The sequence below is a fragment of the Acinetobacter sp. RIT698 genome (assembly GCF_009668065.1).
Lineage (GTDB): Bacteria > Pseudomonadota > Gammaproteobacteria > Pseudomonadales > Moraxellaceae > Acinetobacter > Acinetobacter guillouiae.
This window is the reverse complement of sequence record NZ_WJYH01000020.1, coordinates 18,864-33,667: the sequence shown is the minus strand read 5'-3', so window position 1 is coordinate 33,667 and position 14,804 is coordinate 18,864. Positions and strand designations below refer to the sequence as shown.

17 protein-coding genes and 1 riboswitch are annotated in these 14,804 nt (G+C 36.6%); of the genes, 10 read left to right on the top strand and 7 right to left on the bottom strand.

Features of this window, described 5'->3' with window-relative positions; translation table 11 throughout:
• Positions 1–16 precede the first annotated feature (16 nt).
• The 4 genes from GJV03_RS10725 (at position 17) to GJV03_RS10710 (ending at position 3,165) form a co-directional block, all read left to right on the top strand.
• Positions 17–676 carry an Imm19 family immunity protein gene (locus GJV03_RS10725; RefSeq protein ID WP_154130062.1) on the top strand — a complete coding sequence of 220 codons (660 nt, stop codon included), beginning with the start codon at positions 17–19 and terminating at the stop codon, positions 674–676.
• Between the two features lie 14 nt (positions 677–690).
• Positions 691–864, top strand: coding sequence for a hypothetical protein (locus GJV03_RS10720; protein ID WP_154130061.1), 174 nt, complete (start codon positions 691–693; stop codon positions 862–864).
• A 104-nt stretch (positions 865–968) separates the two neighbouring features.
• A riboswitch (glycine riboswitch) is annotated at positions 969–1,057 on the top strand.
• 173 nt (positions 1,058–1,230) lie between these two features.
• The gene (locus GJV03_RS10715; protein ID WP_004719949.1) at positions 1,231–2,475 is read left to right on the top strand and encodes a D-amino acid dehydrogenase; all 1,245 of its coding nucleotides are present in this window, start codon (positions 1,231–1,233) and stop codon (positions 2,473–2,475) included.
• 81 nt (positions 2,476–2,556) lie between these two features.
• The gene (locus GJV03_RS10710) at positions 2,557–3,165 is read left to right on the top strand and encodes a DUF4303 domain-containing protein (protein ID WP_154130060.1); all 609 of its coding nucleotides are present in this window, start codon (positions 2,557–2,559) and stop codon (positions 3,163–3,165) included.
• Positions 3,166–3,245: 80 nt separating this feature from the next.
• Here the strand turns inward: GJV03_RS10710 and nfsB are convergent, their stop codons facing one another.
• From nfsB to GJV03_RS10695, 3 genes are all read right to left on the bottom strand, one after another.
• Complete coding sequence (gene nfsB / locus GJV03_RS10705; RefSeq protein ID WP_004719955.1) at positions 3,246–3,899, bottom strand: oxygen-insensitive NAD(P)H nitroreductase; 654 nt, start codon at positions 3,897–3,899, stop codon at positions 3,246–3,248.
• Between the two features lie 98 nt (positions 3,900–3,997).
• Positions 3,998–4,744, bottom strand: coding sequence for a UDP-2,3-diacylglucosamine diphosphatase (locus GJV03_RS10700; protein WP_234623586.1), 747 nt, complete (start codon positions 4,742–4,744; stop codon positions 3,998–4,000).
• Positions 4,745–4,837: 93 nt separating this feature from the next.
• Positions 4,838–5,347: a peptidylprolyl isomerase gene (locus GJV03_RS10695; protein WP_004821835.1), complete on the bottom strand. Its 510-nt coding sequence runs from the start codon at positions 5,345–5,347 to the stop codon at positions 4,838–4,840.
• Between the two features lie 168 nt (positions 5,348–5,515).
• Between GJV03_RS10695 and GJV03_RS10690 the strand changes: the two genes are divergently transcribed.
• Both GJV03_RS10690 and GJV03_RS10685 read left to right on the top strand, forming a co-directional pair.
• Positions 5,516–7,237 (top strand): glutamine--tRNA ligase/YqeY domain fusion protein, encoded by a 1,722-nt coding sequence (locus tag GJV03_RS10690; RefSeq protein ID WP_004719961.1) that lies wholly within the window; start codon positions 5,516–5,518, stop codon positions 7,235–7,237.
• A gap of 135 nt (positions 7,238–7,372) precedes the next feature.
• The gene (locus GJV03_RS10685) at positions 7,373–7,693 is read left to right on the top strand and encodes a pyrimidine/purine nucleoside phosphorylase (protein WP_034615323.1); all 321 of its coding nucleotides are present in this window, start codon (positions 7,373–7,375) and stop codon (positions 7,691–7,693) included.
• A 24-nt stretch (positions 7,694–7,717) separates the two neighbouring features.
• Here GJV03_RS10685 and GJV03_RS10680 read toward each other — a convergent pair whose 3' ends face one another.
• Positions 7,718–8,614: a LysR family transcriptional regulator gene (locus GJV03_RS10680; protein WP_105712527.1), complete on the bottom strand. Its 897-nt coding sequence runs from the start codon at positions 8,612–8,614 to the stop codon at positions 7,718–7,720.
• Positions 8,615–8,718: 104 nt separating this feature from the next.
• On the opposite strand from GJV03_RS10680, the gene GJV03_RS10675 reads away from it, so the two are divergent.
• The gene (locus tag GJV03_RS10675) at positions 8,719–9,771 is read left to right on the top strand and encodes an aldo/keto reductase (RefSeq protein ID WP_154130059.1); all 1,053 of its coding nucleotides are present in this window, start codon (positions 8,719–8,721) and stop codon (positions 9,769–9,771) included.
• A 108-nt stretch (positions 9,772–9,879) separates the two neighbouring features.
• Positions 9,880–10,323, top strand: a complete 444-nt coding sequence (locus GJV03_RS10670) for an SRPBCC domain-containing protein (RefSeq protein WP_004719972.1) — start codon at positions 9,880–9,882, stop codon at positions 10,321–10,323.
• Positions 10,324–10,380: 57 nt separating this feature from the next.
• Here the strand turns inward: GJV03_RS10670 and GJV03_RS10665 are convergent, their stop codons facing one another.
• Positions 10,381–10,917, bottom strand: coding sequence for a lecithin retinol acyltransferase family protein (locus tag GJV03_RS10665; RefSeq protein ID WP_004821822.1), 537 nt, complete (start codon positions 10,915–10,917; stop codon positions 10,381–10,383).
• Positions 10,918–11,105: 188 nt separating this feature from the next.
• Here GJV03_RS10665 and GJV03_RS10660 point away from each other — a divergent pair, with 188 nt between their 5' ends.
• On the top strand, positions 11,106–11,864 hold the full coding sequence (locus tag GJV03_RS10660; protein ID WP_056511482.1) for a phosphodiester glycosidase family protein: 759 nt from the start codon (positions 11,106–11,108) through the stop codon (positions 11,862–11,864).
• An 88-nt stretch (positions 11,865–11,952) separates the two neighbouring features.
• Here the strand turns inward: GJV03_RS10660 and GJV03_RS10655 are convergent, their stop codons facing one another.
• Positions 11,953–12,198 carry a hypothetical protein gene (locus GJV03_RS10655; RefSeq protein WP_105712531.1) on the bottom strand — a complete coding sequence of 82 codons (246 nt, stop codon included), beginning with the start codon at positions 12,196–12,198 and terminating at the stop codon, positions 11,953–11,955.
• 193 nt (positions 12,199–12,391) lie between these two features.
• Positions 12,392–13,633, bottom strand: a complete 1,242-nt coding sequence (locus tag GJV03_RS10650; RefSeq protein ID WP_154130058.1) for an outer membrane protein transport protein — start codon at positions 13,631–13,633, stop codon at positions 12,392–12,394.
• Positions 13,634–14,150: 517 nt separating this feature from the next.
• Here GJV03_RS10650 and GJV03_RS10645 point away from each other — a divergent pair.
• Positions 14,151–14,780, top strand: coding sequence for a TetR/AcrR family transcriptional regulator (locus tag GJV03_RS10645; protein ID WP_056511474.1), 630 nt, complete (start codon positions 14,151–14,153; stop codon positions 14,778–14,780).
• The last annotated feature ends 24 nt before the right edge of the window (positions 14,781–14,804 follow it).

Sequence of the window (14,804 nt, the reverse complement as noted above, 5' to 3'; positions counted from 1 at the left end):
CGATTGTTAAGGCGAGATGAATCAAAATCACCAAGTCGCGGAACAGGAAATTTCATTTTCCAATGTGCATTTTTGGCATTGGTTTCTGCTTTTATTTCGAGGTTTTGATGAAGAAAAGGAGCTGAATTTAGATGAGGCGATTCAGGAAGCGGTTGGCTTAGATCCATATAACAAAGAATTAGCCGCGTGGTATCAATCATTTCTACTCAGTGAAAATAATAGCATTCGAAATTATCAATTTTCCATTAGTGCGGATATTTGGGTAGATATCCAGTTTGCTCAAGAGCAGATTAATTATTATCTAAATGATCTATATATAGGCAATCTGGGTGGGCACTTTGAAGCATGGTTTTTTACGCTAGAAGAGTTTCTGAGTTTTCAATTGAATGATCAGCACTTCTTATTATTGTTAGCAATGCTGGGTGTTGAACCTCAACAGACTTTAGACGCTAAAATTCAAATATCAAAAAGATTAAATAACATTCAGACATTTCAAGGACAACAAGATTACATCGCAAATTGTATCGTGAATGGTTTAAGGATGGGTCAAGAGTTTTATCAGGATGAACAAATCGGGATATCTAATCGACAAAATCATAGTATGCGTAATGTTGAGTTATATCCTGATGGTTTGGAACAGATAAAAACCATTAATCTTATTTTAAAGCATGATTAAATAGGAAAATAACAATGAAAGCGTTGTTTGCCACTATTAGAAATAGGGAAATGACAAACATTCGCTGTAACTTTGCAAGATGTTCGACAACTTTTCAAGGATTGACAAAGCTTGGTGCTGACTTCAATCAAGCTACAACAAAGCCAGAGTTGCTGAACAAGTTATTCGCTCAGCTATTTATTTCTTAAGTGATTTGAAGATCTTAATTTTTAATTTAAAAATTAGAGAATAATTGAACATATTTTACTTGTATTCGAACAAATTCATGGCATATTAATTGCTAATACAAGGAAAGATGATTGCAGGAGAGAAGTCTCTTGCGGACTCGCCGAAGGAGCAACGACCCCGGAAACTCTCAGGCAAAAGGACTGTAATCATTGTAAAACCTCTGGAGAGAAGTCATTCTATTGAAAACAAAAAAGAAATGACTCACCGAAGGGGATGGTAAGGCCTAAATAGTTTAGGTTTTTATCGAAGCTCTCAGGTACACATGACAGATGGGGCATACATTGACAATGTAATAAAAAAATATTGCATTTCAACGGAGTGTGCGTATGTGTCATGTCGTCATTATTGGTTCTGGTATTACAGGTGTTACCTCTGCCTATGAACTTTCTCAATTAGGTTATCAAGTTACTGTTATTGATAAACATTTATTTCCTGCTATGGAAACATCATTTGCCAATGGTGGACAATTGTCTGCGTGTAATGCTGAAGTGTGGAATCAAAAATCCACTGTGTTAAAAGGCATTAAATGGATGGCAAAAAAAAATGCACCATTGTTGCTCAATCCGTCTTTTGATTTGCACAAGTATGCATGGCTGGTCGAATTTCTTGGCAACATTAAACATTATGAAGAAAATACTCAAAATACAGTGAAAATGGCACTTTTAGCGCGTCAAAGGCTATTTAATATTGCTGAACAAGAAGGCATTGATTTTGATTTAGAAAAACGGGGGATCTTGCATTTCTATCATTCTGAATATGATTATAAAGTTGCAACTAGTGTAAATGAATTGCTATGTAAAGGTGGTCTAGAACGCCATGCAGTGACCAATGAAGAAATTAAATCCATCGAACCGAGTTTAATGGGTGAATACTATGGTGGTTTTTATTGCCCAGGTGATGCAACTGGTGATATCCATAAATTTACTACTGGACTTGCCAAAGCCACTGAAAAATATGGGGTAAAATATTTATTTGGTATGGAAGTTGTTGATGTAGAGCACACAGCCAACGGGGTGAATATTAAATACCACTCAAGTGTTGAAAACATGGAAGGCAGCTCAGTAGCAATCGAACAACTCAGTGCAGATGCCGTGGTGATTTGTGGCGGTGTTGGCAGTTATCAATTGGCCAATCAATTGGGCGATCGTGTGAATGTTTATCCTGTAAAAGGCTATTCAATCACCGTACAATTGGATGATGAAAAAAGTATCAATGGCGCACCTTGGGTCAGCTTGCTCGATGAAAGTGCGAAAATCGTCACGTCACGATTAGGTGCCAATCGTTTACGTATTGCAGGAACCGCTGAATTTAATGGCTATAATCGAGATATCCGCTCAGATCGTATCCAACCTTTAACAGATTGGGTTAATAAGAATTTCGATATTTCAACCGAGCATTGTATCCCGTGGGCGGGATTACGTCCGATGATGCCGAATATGATGCCTGTGGTAAAACGTGGAAAACGTGAACGGGTATTTTATAATACAGGGCATGGACATTTAGGCTGGACGTTGTCTGCTGCAACAGCTGTGATGATTAGTCAGGAAATTGCAAGCTCGCATCCGATTTAATCATATAGGCAATACTTTGGTATTTGCACTCTGGTGAATGTCCATATTCACCAGAGTGCTGGTAAAATAATTAGGTGTGTTATGAATATAGAATCAACAACGCAAAAGCACTGGCATGAAACGAGCTATGTAAAGTTAGTTGAATCGATTCAATATATTGCACAAAATTATCACGATGTGTACGCCTTGGCCTTGTACTACTATTGTGACGATGATGAACCTTGTTTTCCCAAAGTTGAACTTAACTTTAATACCAATGCACAGTTTCAAGCGCAAATTTCTGAAGCTTCGAGTCAAGCTGAAGCGAAATGGAATTATGCCTATTGGTTACAAGAACCGTCTTGGGATATTGGTGGAGAGAATGATCAGCTTTTGGCACAATGGTTTGAGCAAACGCCATTTTATTATTCTCAAAAACAGATGGAATATGCTGAACAAGAAGATGATGCGCTATTTAATGAACTTTTAGAAAAAGGCGAGCAGTTTGCTCAATTGTTTATTACACAAATAATCAAAATGGTTCAGCAATTATTTTCTGAAAATATTCTTCAAGATACATTTGGGAAAAATCTTCCAGTCATTATTCATGAGCTTGAATATTATGAAGAACCCATTTCGTGGACCAAAAGAGCCAATCCAAGTGCATTAATCAATGAATTTATGGATGCCTGTGAAAGTGATTTCTCTTAACAAAATATGCTTATGATTCAATGCTGAGGGACGTGATGTGCCCCACAGCACTTATTAAGTAGAAGCAAGCACTTTAAACGTTATAGACGAGTAAAGACTTCTTCTTGGGTTAAACGAGACTTGGGCAATTTTGCATTAAAGTCAGTATCACTACGATAACCGAGTGTCATAATCACAGACGGGACCAAATTCTTTTCAATTAAGCCTAATTCTTCAGTCAGAATATCTTCGTCAAAACCACCGATTGGCGTTGCATCGATACCTTCAATACCTGCAGCTAATAGCATTTGACCCAGTGCGATAAAGGTTTGATTTTCCGCCCAGCGCTGAATATCACCTTTTTCATTGCGATAATAAGAGACATAGCCTGTACGACTGTCTTTTTGACCTTGCTTAGCCTTGTCATCTTTAAAGCGGCCACTGAGATCATCCTGCTGAAGTAAATTACTCAGGTGCTGTTCTGTAATATCTGCTTTGGTACAGAATAAAATCGTATGTGATGAATCTAAAACCTTTGGTGCGTTATAGCTATATTTTCCGACTAAGGCTTTAGCAATACGTTGTTTAGCTGCATCATTGTCAGCAATAAAAAAATGCCAAGGCTGGATATTGATTGACGATGGGGTTAAACGCAGGATTTCAAGTAAACGTGCAAATTGTGCTTGAGGAATCTTTTTAGAAGAATCATAAGCTTTTGTGGTGTAACGTGTTTTTGCTACATTTAATACATCCATAAGGCGATCTCATATATCGTAAATTTTCGATATATTGTATGCTAAAATCGCGAAATGTGAATCTTCAAAACGTAAATAAAGGTGAAAAATCATGATTTTTAATCATGGGTAAAGTGATTTGTGTCTGAAATTGTCCATTTAATAAATTTCCAATCCGCATTTTCATCCACTTCTAAAATCATTGCTTCAGATGTTTTTTCGCGCCAATCCCCTAAAACAATTCTAGTTTTACCATTTACATCATGAATTTCAGGGCGATGGGTGTGACCATGAACCAACAGATCGACATTATTAACTGCTTTTTCAACAGCTTGCTGGTTAACATCCATAATTTCATAGGATTTATTTTGTTGAGACTCACGGCTTTTTTTACGAAAACCATTGGCAAGTTTTTGTCTAAAGCCAAGTGGGGTGCTTTTTAAAAGTCCCAATACAATTGGATTGCGAATAATTTTTTTAAATCGTTGATAAGAGATATCATCGGTACATAAAGCATCGCCATGTTCAAGACGAAATTTTTTATCACCAATGTTAAATGTATAAAATTCAGGAAGTAATTTACCATTAAACTGATTTAAAAATGTCTGCCCTAAAGCAAAATCACGATTACCCACTTGAAAATAAATTTGATTACCAGCTTGCAATGAAAATTGTTTTAGATGCTCAATAATTTCATCTAACCAAGGCGCAGTATAATCATCGCCAATCCAAGCATTAAACCAGTCACCGAGAATAAACAGTTGCGTGTTTTGATATTTATAGTGTTCTAATAAATCAAAAAACCCTCGAACCAGTCGAGGGTGTTCTGGTGACAAATGTAAATCAGCGATAAACAGATAGGTCACTTATTTTTCCTATTTAATAACTCCTCCCAAGCTTGCTTTGTAAGGGGAAAAGTATCCCTTTATTTAAAAGTCAGCTTCGGGAGGATTTATAAATTATTCAGAGATAATTTTTGCAGATTCAATCACAATATTTTCTAAAGGAACATCAGCATGATAACCACGGTTACCCGTGCGAACACCTTTGATTGCTTCAACAATGTCTAAGCCTTCAGTCACTTTACCAAATACTGCATAACCCCAACCTTGAGCAGTTTTACCTGTATGGTTAAGGAAAGAGTTGTTTTTTACGTTGATAAAGAATTGTGCAGAAGCAGAGTGAGGTGCTTGAGTACGTGCCATTGCAATCGTACCTTCGTCATTGCTTAAACCATTGTCCGCTTCATTTTCAATTGAATCACGTGTGGTTTTTTCTTTGAAGTTTTCATCCATGCCACCGCCTTGGATCATGAAACCATCAATAACACGATGGAAGATTACGCCATCATAAAAACCATCACGAACATATTCTAAAAAGTTAGCAACAGTTTTTGGTGCTTTTTCAGAGTTAAGTTCAAGAACAATGCGTCCTTTGTTGGTGTTTAATTCGACTTGAGGAAAACTCATTCTATAATCTCCTAATCATGACTAAAAATGTCATGGGTTTTTGGTTGAGAGAAGCATAAGCAAACTGTAAACTACATAGCAAGTAAAAATGTGAAATTCTTTTGTTAAAAAAGGATAAAATCACATTTTCTATATTCAATTTTAACTTTTAGAAGTGATTTATCAACTATGAAGCCAAATGATGTTGTTTCAGAACTGCCGAAAACCCCGACAAATAGTCCAAGCCCTGTCGATAATGCGCAGCAAGAACAACAAGCGGGCTTAGATTTTGTACGCCAAGTCATTACAGAAGATTTGGCAGCGGGCCGTACACAAAAAGTTGTTACACGTTTTCCACCTGAGCCAAATGGTTATCTACATATTGGTCATGTAAAGGCTATCTGCTTAAATTTTGGCATCGCTCAAGAATACGATGGTTTGTGTAACTTGCGTTTTGATGACACCAACCCAGATGCGGAAGAACAAGAATATGTTGATGGTATTGCCAATGACGTAAAATGGTTAGGTTTTGAGTGGAATGGCGAACCTCGCTATGCATCAAGCTATTTTGACCAATTACATACTTGGGCAGTTCAGTTGATCAAACAAGGCGATGCTTATGTAGATCTACAAAGCCCAGAAGAAATTAGAATTAACCGTGGTAATTTTGTCGAGCCAGGTAAAAACTCACCTTATCGTGATGCATCTATTGAAGAAAATCTTGCTCGTTTTGAAAAAATGAACAATGGTGAATTGGCTGAGGGTGAAGCAGTATTACGTGCCAAAATTGATATGACCTCACCAAATGTACATATGCGTGATCCAATTCTATATCGTGTACTTCATTCAGAACATCACCAAACTGGTGATAAATGGAAAATGTACCCAATGTATGACTATGCTCATCCATTGTCAGATGCGATTGAAGGGATTACCCATTCATTATGTACCTTAGAGTTTCAAGACCATCGCCCATTTTATGATTGGGTGGTTGAGAAAGTACATTCACAATCAGTTCCACGTCAGTATGAATCTAGCCGTTTAAATATAGATTATACGATTACCTCTAAACGTAAATTACGTAAATTGGTAGAAGGTAACTATGTTCATGGCTGGGATGATCCACGGATGCCAACTGTGGTGGGCATGCGTCGTCGTGGTTTTACCCCTGAAGGGTTACGTGAGTTCTGTAAGCGTGTAGGCGTGTCTAAAACAGATGGTATCGTTGATGTGGCTATGCTTGAGTTCTGTATTCGTCAATCTCTTGAAAATACAGCAGCACGTGGTATGGCTGTTTTAAATCCATTGAAAGTGACTTTGACCAACTTGCCAGCAGATTTGGATTTAAGCCATGCACGTCATCCAAATGTAGATATGGGCGATCGTATTATTCCTTTAACCTCTGAAATTTTTATTGATCGTAAAGACTTTGAAGAAGTTCCACCAAAAGGTTTTAAACGTTTAGTTCCTGAGGGTGAAGTACGTTTACGTCATGCTTATGTGATCAAGTGTGATGAAGTGATTAAAGATGCCAATGGCGAAGTGATCGAGTTGAAATGTTCAATTGATCCTGAAACTTTAGGTAAAAACCCAGAAGGTCGTAAAGTGAAAGGTGTTGTTCATTGGGTTTCTGCGTCGAAAGGGATTCCTGCTGAGGTTCGTGTTTACGATCGTTTATTCACCGAAGCTGCACCAGATGCAGATGATGATTTCTTGGCAAATTTAAATCCAGAATCTTTAACGGTACTTCAAGCGGTGATCGAGCCTGCTTTGGCTCAAGCGCAACCAGAAGATCGTTTCCAGTTTGAGCGTGAGGGTTATTTTGTTGCGGATCAATATGATCATACAGCAGATAAACCTGTGTTTAACCGTGTCTTAGATTTGAAAGATAGCTTTAAACCGGGTAAATAATTTTATTCAATCCTGAATAAAATCATGATTTAAGACCTAGCTTCGGCTAGGTTTTTTTATACTGTTTAAAATTGATTGAGGAATACTATAGAAAAGCGATATAGTAAATGCACAAATAATAATCAGGATAAATATATGTCTTCCCAATTTGATTTTGTTACGGTCCATATTAAACCTAATGTTCATTATAAAGGGCGATCAATCAGTTATCTTATCGAATGCAAAGATGGTTCGAAGAAAACATTGGGGGTAATTTTACCCACAGAGAAACCTTTAACTTTTGAAACGCATGTGACTGAGCGCATTGAGATTGTCTCTGGAAAATGCTTGGTTCGGATAGCAGATCAAGAAGAAATGGAAGTCTACAGTTCTGGAGAATCTTTTACTGTACCTGCAAATAGTCGTTTTAGTCTGCAATCCAGTGAAGTTGTAGATTATGTTTGTCATTTGGAATAACGGATAACATTAGCCAAATCATCATTAGAATTCTTTAAAGTAATCCTGTAAATACTCAATAAAAACTTTTACTTTATCAGAGATTAAATTTTTATCTGGAATAACAGCATAAATAGCAGTGGGTTCTACTCTAAAATTAGGAAGAACATGAACCAGTTTCCCTGAATCTAAATCGTTTTTGACATGCCAAAGTGAGTGATTGGATATGCCGAGCCCTGCCAAAGATGCCTGACGAATTCCTTCGCCTGAGTTGGTAATAAAATAGCCATTTACCTGGATATCTAATCTTCTATTTGGGTTACTGTGATCCAGAAAGTTCCATGTATTGCTGATGCCTTGTTGATGACGCTGCACGATACAACGCTGTTGTTGTAAATCCTCTAAACGTTTGGGGATACCAAATTTAGCGAGATATTCAGGTGCAGCACAAAGTAAGCGTTTATTGATAGATAATGGTTTTGCGATGAAAGAAGAATCTTGTAGTTTGCCAATGCGAATCGCAAGATCCATACCTTTGGTAATAAGATCTACATTTTGGTCATTTAAATCTAAATTGATTAATAATTCAGGGTGTTGTTTTAAAAACTCAGCAATAACCTGAACCAGTATCTGTGTTCCAAAGGTTGCGGAAGCGGTGATATTGATGCTTCCTGAAAGTTTTTGATCTTGAAGCTTTAAATTTTCGGTTAATGTCTGGAAATTATCGAGAAGTGGTCGTCCTTGCTCAATCAGTATTTTGGCTTCTTCGGTCAGACTTAGTTTCCGTGTCGTACGATAAAAGAGTTTAAGACTGAGCTGATTTTCAAGCCTTTGCACTCGTTGACTTGCCACTGAAACTGCAATATTGGCTTCTTTTGCCGCTTGGCTGATTGAACCCAAATCTGCGACACGTAAGAAGAATTGGAAGTCTTGTGTATTCATTTTCCATAAAATCGAAAAAGTAATTCCTCATTATCCTGATTTTTAAAATAATACCAAGTTGTTATTTTGTGATGAGACACATTATTCAATCAAGGTGAATGATCATGAAATATAATTTTTTAGGCAATTCTGGTTTAAAAGTATCTGAGTTGGGATTTGGTGCTGGAACCCTTGAAGGAAAAGGTCCTCTATTTTCTGCATGGGGACAAGCAGGGCAGAAAGAAGCCAATCAAATGATTACCACATGTATAGATGCAGGAATTAATTTCTTTGATACGGCCGATGTGTATTCAGACGGTGAATCTGAAAAAATGCTTGGAATTGCATTAGCACCTTATCGGCACAATGCGATTATTTCAACTAAAGTTGCGCTTCGTAGCAATGAACAAGTGAATCAGGTCGGATTGAGTCGTCATTATTTAATTCATGCAGTAGAACAATCGTTAAAACGCTTAAATACAGACTATATCGATGTTTTACAGTTACATCAGTTTGATAGCTTTACTTCGCTAGATCAGCTTATGAAAACTTTAGATGAATTGGTCCGAAGCGGAAAAGTTCGTTATATCGGGGCATCTAATTTTTCAGGCTGGCAATTGATGAAAGCGCAGTCGATTGCAGATCGTTATGGTTATGAAAAAATGGTGGCACATCAGGTGTATTATTCATTGATAGGTCGGGATTATGAATGGGAACTGATGCCTTTAAATCATGATCAGCATATTGGTGCTGTTGTGTGGAGTCCTTTGGGATGGGGACGTTTGACAGGTAAGTTTGATCGTGAGCATCCTTTGCCTGAAAATAGTCGCTTACATGAAACAGCACAATTTGCGCCACCTGTAAACGAAGAATATCTCTATCAAGTAATAGACGCATTAAAACAGATTGCATTAGACACGGGATATTCAGTCCCACAAATTGCTTTAAAATGGCTGTTAACACGAGCTACAGTGTCTACTGTACTGATTGGTGCTCGAAATCAACAACAACTGCAAGATAATCTAATCGCAAAAGATCTAGTGCTTACGGATTCACAATTACAGCGTTTAAATCAAGTCAGTGCGGTTCATCCAGCATATCCATATTACCCGTATTGGAATGGTCAATTTTCAGAGCGCTATCAGAGCATAGTTGAATCATCACTTATTCAAAACTAATTCGTTAAATTTGTTAACAAAAACATGATACTGATTACATAGCACTTATGTTATCAGTATCACTTTGTTATCCATATAGTTCTATATAAGCTTAGAAGAGTAATAAGAATGAATCCAACCATTGAAACTCAAATGTTAATTCGTAAACCCGTATCTGCGGTTTTTAATGCATTTATTGATCCTGAAATTACTTCAAAATTCTGGTTTAGTCGTTCTACAGGACCCCTAAAAGAAGGCAAAATTGTGCAATGGAGTTGGGATAAGTATCAAGTCAGCTCAAAGGTTATGGTATTTAACATTATTGAAAATAAATTGATTCAAATTACTTGGGGTGAACCCAAAACATCGGTAGATTTTATATTTGAAGAAATCAGCTCCGAGCACACCTATTTAAAAATTAGAAATTACGATATTTCGTTGCAAGGCTCTGAACTGATTCAATTTATTATCGATGCAACTGGGGGATTCACCACAGTGCTGGATGGTTTAAAAGCTTATTTGGAACACGGATTAGAACTCAAATTGGTTGAAGACAAATTTCCACCATTTTAATGGTGATTTAAAATCAGGGCTTTGCCTAAGGTCATGTGAACAACCTAGTTGAGTATTTTACTTTTTAGGTTGCTGTTCTTTAAGTGATAAATAGGTTGGAAGTTTTAATTTTGACTGAGCCCTGAGTTTCATTTTTATATATAAAACCAAAGCAAAACAGGTGGTTGCAACTGTTAAAAATAAGCCATTCATATAGGTCATGATTGAACTGATATAGCCAATCGTGGTTAAACGGTTCATCATTTTTACCACTTGAGGACTACTTTCAACTCCTGTAATTGCCCAACTACACAGATGTTCACAATTATTGATAATCAAATGATAGCTGTTTTCGTTCATGCGTGTACGCATACGTCGAACTACATGACGACCAGAAAACTTAGGTTGATCATAGTAACGGACACGGATCACTTTACCATGTGAAAATTTTTCAAGTGAAGTGATTTCGATTGGGCGTTTTTTTACAAAATGTGCCAGCCCAGAATAATGTATAACACGACCTTTTCCAGCATAGATTCCATGATGGCTATAGCCAAAATGTTTGACGATTAAATGCGCACCTAAAGGGTATTTAGCTATTTGTTTTGTCTGCATATTCCACTCAGTTCAAATAAAGTGTACACATGTATTTAATTGAAAGGATAGTTTGATTATAACCATGCAAAATGAATTTGATAGCCCTTAAAGTGATAATTAAGTAAAAAAATGCATTAAAAGTGCTAATTAGCCTTCATTATTCAATAGATCACACGATAAAATATAACACTTTGAATGGGGATGTTATGAATTTGAAAACTGGGGTATATGCGCTGATAAGCATGATGGGATTGAGTGCACTTTCCTTTCAAGTCAATGCCAATACTGACTATATCAAAATAATCAAAGACAAGAAGGTGATCGCAGATGCTGTTCGTATCGATGATCTAGATCAGCTACAACTATTTTTAAAAAACCAACAAGGGCAAATCTATAAAAAGTTCGCAGCTGTGCAAAAAGAGCGTAAAAAATGCCAGATCAGTTTTGCCATGAATGCAGGAATGTATCACCCTAATTTTGCACCAGTAGGCTTGTACATTGAACAAGGTAAACAACAAATAGAATTAAACCAACAAAAAAACAAATTTGGTAATTTTTTTATGCAACCCAATGGTGTGGTTGCTTGGAACAATAAGCAAGCTGTGATTAAAACCACAGAGCAATATCTTAAATCTAATTTTAAAGCTCGCTATGCTACACAATCTGGTCCAATGTTATTGATCAATGGTGAGATCAATCCAATTTTCGTTAAAAACTCAGATTCATTGAAAGTTCGCAATGGGGTGGGAATTAAAAATAATCAACTGTATTTTGTGATAAGTCGTGGAAAAATTAATTTTTATAATTTTGCTGATATTTTTAAGTCGCAGCTTAAAACAGATCAAGCTTTATATTTAGATGGTTCAATTTCAAGTGCATTCATTCCACAAGTGAAAAGGAATGATCAGACTTATGATTTAGGCCCAATGTTTATTTATAGTGAAGCAAAAAATTGTGACGATTAAAATGGCAAAATTAAAGTTTGAGTTTTTATTTACAGGCAAAAATGGATGCCTGCAAACAGAAGCATCCATTTTGTAGATCAAGGATAAATTACTTAACCATGCCAATGATTGAAGATTGTGCTTTACAGGCTTGAATAGCATCTTCTTTAGATAACTTTTTAATTTCTTCTTCAAAGGCTTTTTTCTGTTCTTTTAGTGAATCTTCAGGAATGCCACTTTGTTTTGCCAAGTCTTCCATATGCTTCCAAGATTCTTCACATTCCTTTGGCATACCACCACATGCGGTTAAGATAGTGCCTAAAGCGAGAATTGGAATTAAATGTAATAATTTCATATTCAGATCCTTTAATTTAAGTTGGTTTTTTGCTGAGGTTTATTCATATTGATCATTAAAATTTATAGCGTATACAAATGACGAAAAAATGAATTTGTCTTTGAATAAAAAGAAAAAGACTTCATTCTCAAGTATATACACTAGAATGAAGTCTACGCTAAAAAATAATTTTAACAAGATCATGCATTGAGCATTAGAAACGGTAACCTATTTTTAAACCATAGCCTATGGCATTGTTGTCTCGATAATCGCCTTGTTGGGCAATTTCTGAAGCACCGGGTACCGGAATGTAATAGGTACCATCTTGTGCCGTGGCATCACCAATCCAAATATATTTGATGCCTCCTGCGATAAAGTAATTGTCAGCAGGGTTGTATTGAACACCCAACCCTAAGCCCCAACCGCCTTTGGTAGGATTCAATACAGAAGCAGGATTTCCAGTACCAGAATCCCATGAAACATCAGCCGACGCAGCCCATTTTTGTGTAAATTGATGTCCTAAACCAACAGTGATGCTGTATTGGTCTTTCTGATAGTCATCCAGATTAAATCCACCAGCATATAGGCCTTGGCTTAACTCAGCTGTTGCCAGTTCAGTGAGTGCGCCAAACTGTGTTGGACGGATTCTAAAATCTTTCCAATTTACCCAACGCGCATTTAAATATGCCAGCGTATCTTTATAAACACCTGTTTGAAAATCTAAATTTACCGATTGTGGCGTGTTGATTTCTGTATCTTTATCAGGAGTGAATGCTAAAGGTTGTCCAAAAATGGTTTCTTGAGCATCTATTTTGTGCTTAATTTTAGAACGATAAGTCACGGCTGCCTTTAAAGCAATTTCAGGAATCTGAAAAGCAGCACCAGCAAGCCATCCAACAGCACTATCTTGTTTAAAGTTGGCATCATAGCCATTAAACACACTCATCGAATTACCACGTAAAGACACTTTGCCTTTGACTGTCTGGTATACGCCACCGCCGTAGAGGTTAAAATGAGCATCTGGCTGAAAACCAAATAGCATCGCAATATTTTGAGTATCAACATCCGCAAGGGTACCTTTCATACTGATTTCAGTATCAGAGAAGGTATTATTGCTACGTAAAGGATATTCGATTGCAGCACCATAAGGTTGATCATAGATGAGCCCAAAGGAAACTTTTGGCGCAATTTGCAGTTTTAATGCTGCATTATAGTATTGATATGATTGTGCCATATCACCTGTACTCAAATCATTGCTGCCTGCATTGATTAAATCAGGTCGATTTCGAACTTTACCTGATACTTTCGGGTCAACTGTGGCAATACTGGCTTCGAAATAATTCTTGTCTTCAAGAAACGCCAGTATCGATTGACCAGATTGATCCATCGCAGCTGCATGAGTATAAGCAGTGGGTAAAATGCTGAGGATACTGAGAATGAGTGATTGAGTTTTCATGCTTTTCTTTCCTTGAATGTTTTTTTTATTTCGCATATAAAATTCAGACAAAACTATAGTGAACAATAGAAGTTAAGCTATTAGTTTATTTAAGTTTTATCTGAAAGCTTTATGATTTTAGTGAATCATTTTTACTGGATTTAATAAAGGGGTGTAATGACCAATTTAAGGGGGGATTATCGGACAATTCATATGTGCATTGTCTTAAGAAGTTGCCTTAGATCATTGAAGAATATTGAAGAATCAATCGCTGATTTAAAAAAGATTATTTTCCAAAAAGAATTAATTTAAAATGACTGCTTTGATCGATCAGGAATTGATAGATCAGCAATGGTACAAAATAACCTCAACAAGATAACTAAGTTGATCAATGATTTATTAAATATTGAATGAAGCGATCAGGGTGGATAGCTTATTGCTGCAAAATTTATTAGTATTTAATCTGAATTACCTTGTGGTATCAGCAAGGACAAACTATTCATTGCCAGTTTATTTGGAAAGGAATTTACGTATCGCTATGAACTATAAAAGATCCTCTGTCATGGAAGAGAAAATGCAACAGAACCGCGAGATGATTTTATTGTCTGCACGAGAGCTGGTTGCACAAGGAGGATTTAAAGATGCACAAATTCAAGCGATTGCGGATCGGGCAGGCGTATCAAGTGGTCTGGTCTACCGTTATTTTGAAAATAAAAATCAAGTACTGATTGAAGTTTTAAATGCGGCGATTCATATCGAAGTCAATATTCTCAATGATATTGCACATACCCAACTCAGCGCACTAGAAAAACTAGATCGCGCCGTTACAACCTTTGTAAAAAGGGCAATGAACAGCCCTCGACTGTCTTATTCTTTATTGTTTGAACCTGTCGATCCTCAATTTGAGTTAGAACGCTTTCAAAGTAAGCAATTGATTAAAGAAAGTATTATTAAAATTTTGACCGAAGGACGTCATTCAGGCGAGTTTATTTTTGAGGATCTAAACACCACGGCATTGTGCATCGTGGGTGCAATGACTTTTGTTGTGATTGAACCTTTAAGTATCGCCAAGACCAAGCGTTTTGATAAAAGCTATAAAGAGTATTTTGTAAAACAAATCGCTGATTTTTGTTTGCAGGCAGTGAAAGTCAAACATCCTCAGGAATAATAATATTAATCATCATTGCAAGGC

Excerpts from the sequence above, each read along its gene's own strand:
- GJV03_RS10680 (WP_105712527.1), bottom strand. The coding sequence starts at position 8,614 with ATGAATACACAAGACTTCCAATTCTTCTTACGTGTCGCAGATTTGGGT.
- GJV03_RS10660 (WP_056511482.1), top strand. The coding sequence starts at position 11,106 with ATGAATTTGAAAACTGGGGTATATGCGCTGATAAGCATGATGGGATTG.
- GJV03_RS10645 (WP_056511474.1), top strand. The coding sequence starts at position 14,151 with ATGAACTATAAAAGATCCTCTGTCATGGAAGAGAAAATGCAACAGAAC.
- GJV03_RS10665 (WP_004821822.1), bottom strand. The coding sequence starts at position 10,917 with ATGCAGACAAAACAAATAGCTAAATACCCTTTAGGTGCGCATTTAATC.
- GJV03_RS10655 (WP_105712531.1), bottom strand. The coding sequence starts at position 12,198 with ATGAAATTATTACATTTAATTCCAATTCTCGCTTTAGGCACTATCTTA.
- GJV03_RS10675 (WP_154130059.1), top strand. The coding sequence starts at position 8,719 with ATGAAATATAATTTTTTAGGCAATTCTGGTTTAAAAGTATCTGAGTTG.
- nfsB (WP_004719955.1), bottom strand. The coding sequence starts at position 3,899 with ATGGATGTATTAAATGTAGCAAAAACACGTTACACCACAAAAGCTTAT.
- GJV03_RS10670 (WP_004719972.1), top strand. The coding sequence starts at position 9,880 with ATGAATCCAACCATTGAAACTCAAATGTTAATTCGTAAACCCGTATCT.
- GJV03_RS10695 (WP_004821835.1), bottom strand. The coding sequence starts at position 5,347 with ATGAGTTTTCCTCAAGTCGAATTAAACACCAACAAAGGACGCATTGTT.
- GJV03_RS10650 (WP_154130058.1), bottom strand. The coding sequence starts at position 13,633 with ATGAAAACTCAATCACTCATTCTCAGTATCCTCAGCATTTTACCCACT.
- GJV03_RS10725 (WP_154130062.1), top strand. The coding sequence starts at position 17 with ATGAATCAAAATCACCAAGTCGCGGAACAGGAAATTTCATTTTCCAAT.
- GJV03_RS10710 (WP_154130060.1), top strand. The coding sequence starts at position 2,557 with ATGAATATAGAATCAACAACGCAAAAGCACTGGCATGAAACGAGCTAT.
- GJV03_RS10685 (WP_034615323.1), top strand. The coding sequence starts at position 7,373 with ATGTCTTCCCAATTTGATTTTGTTACGGTCCATATTAAACCTAATGTT.
- GJV03_RS10720 (WP_154130061.1), top strand. The coding sequence starts at position 691 with ATGAAAGCGTTGTTTGCCACTATTAGAAATAGGGAAATGACAAACATT.
- GJV03_RS10715 (WP_004719949.1), top strand. The coding sequence starts at position 1,231 with ATGTGTCATGTCGTCATTATTGGTTCTGGTATTACAGGTGTTACCTCT.
- GJV03_RS10690 (WP_004719961.1), top strand. The coding sequence starts at position 5,516 with ATGAAGCCAAATGATGTTGTTTCAGAACTGCCGAAAACCCCGACAAAT.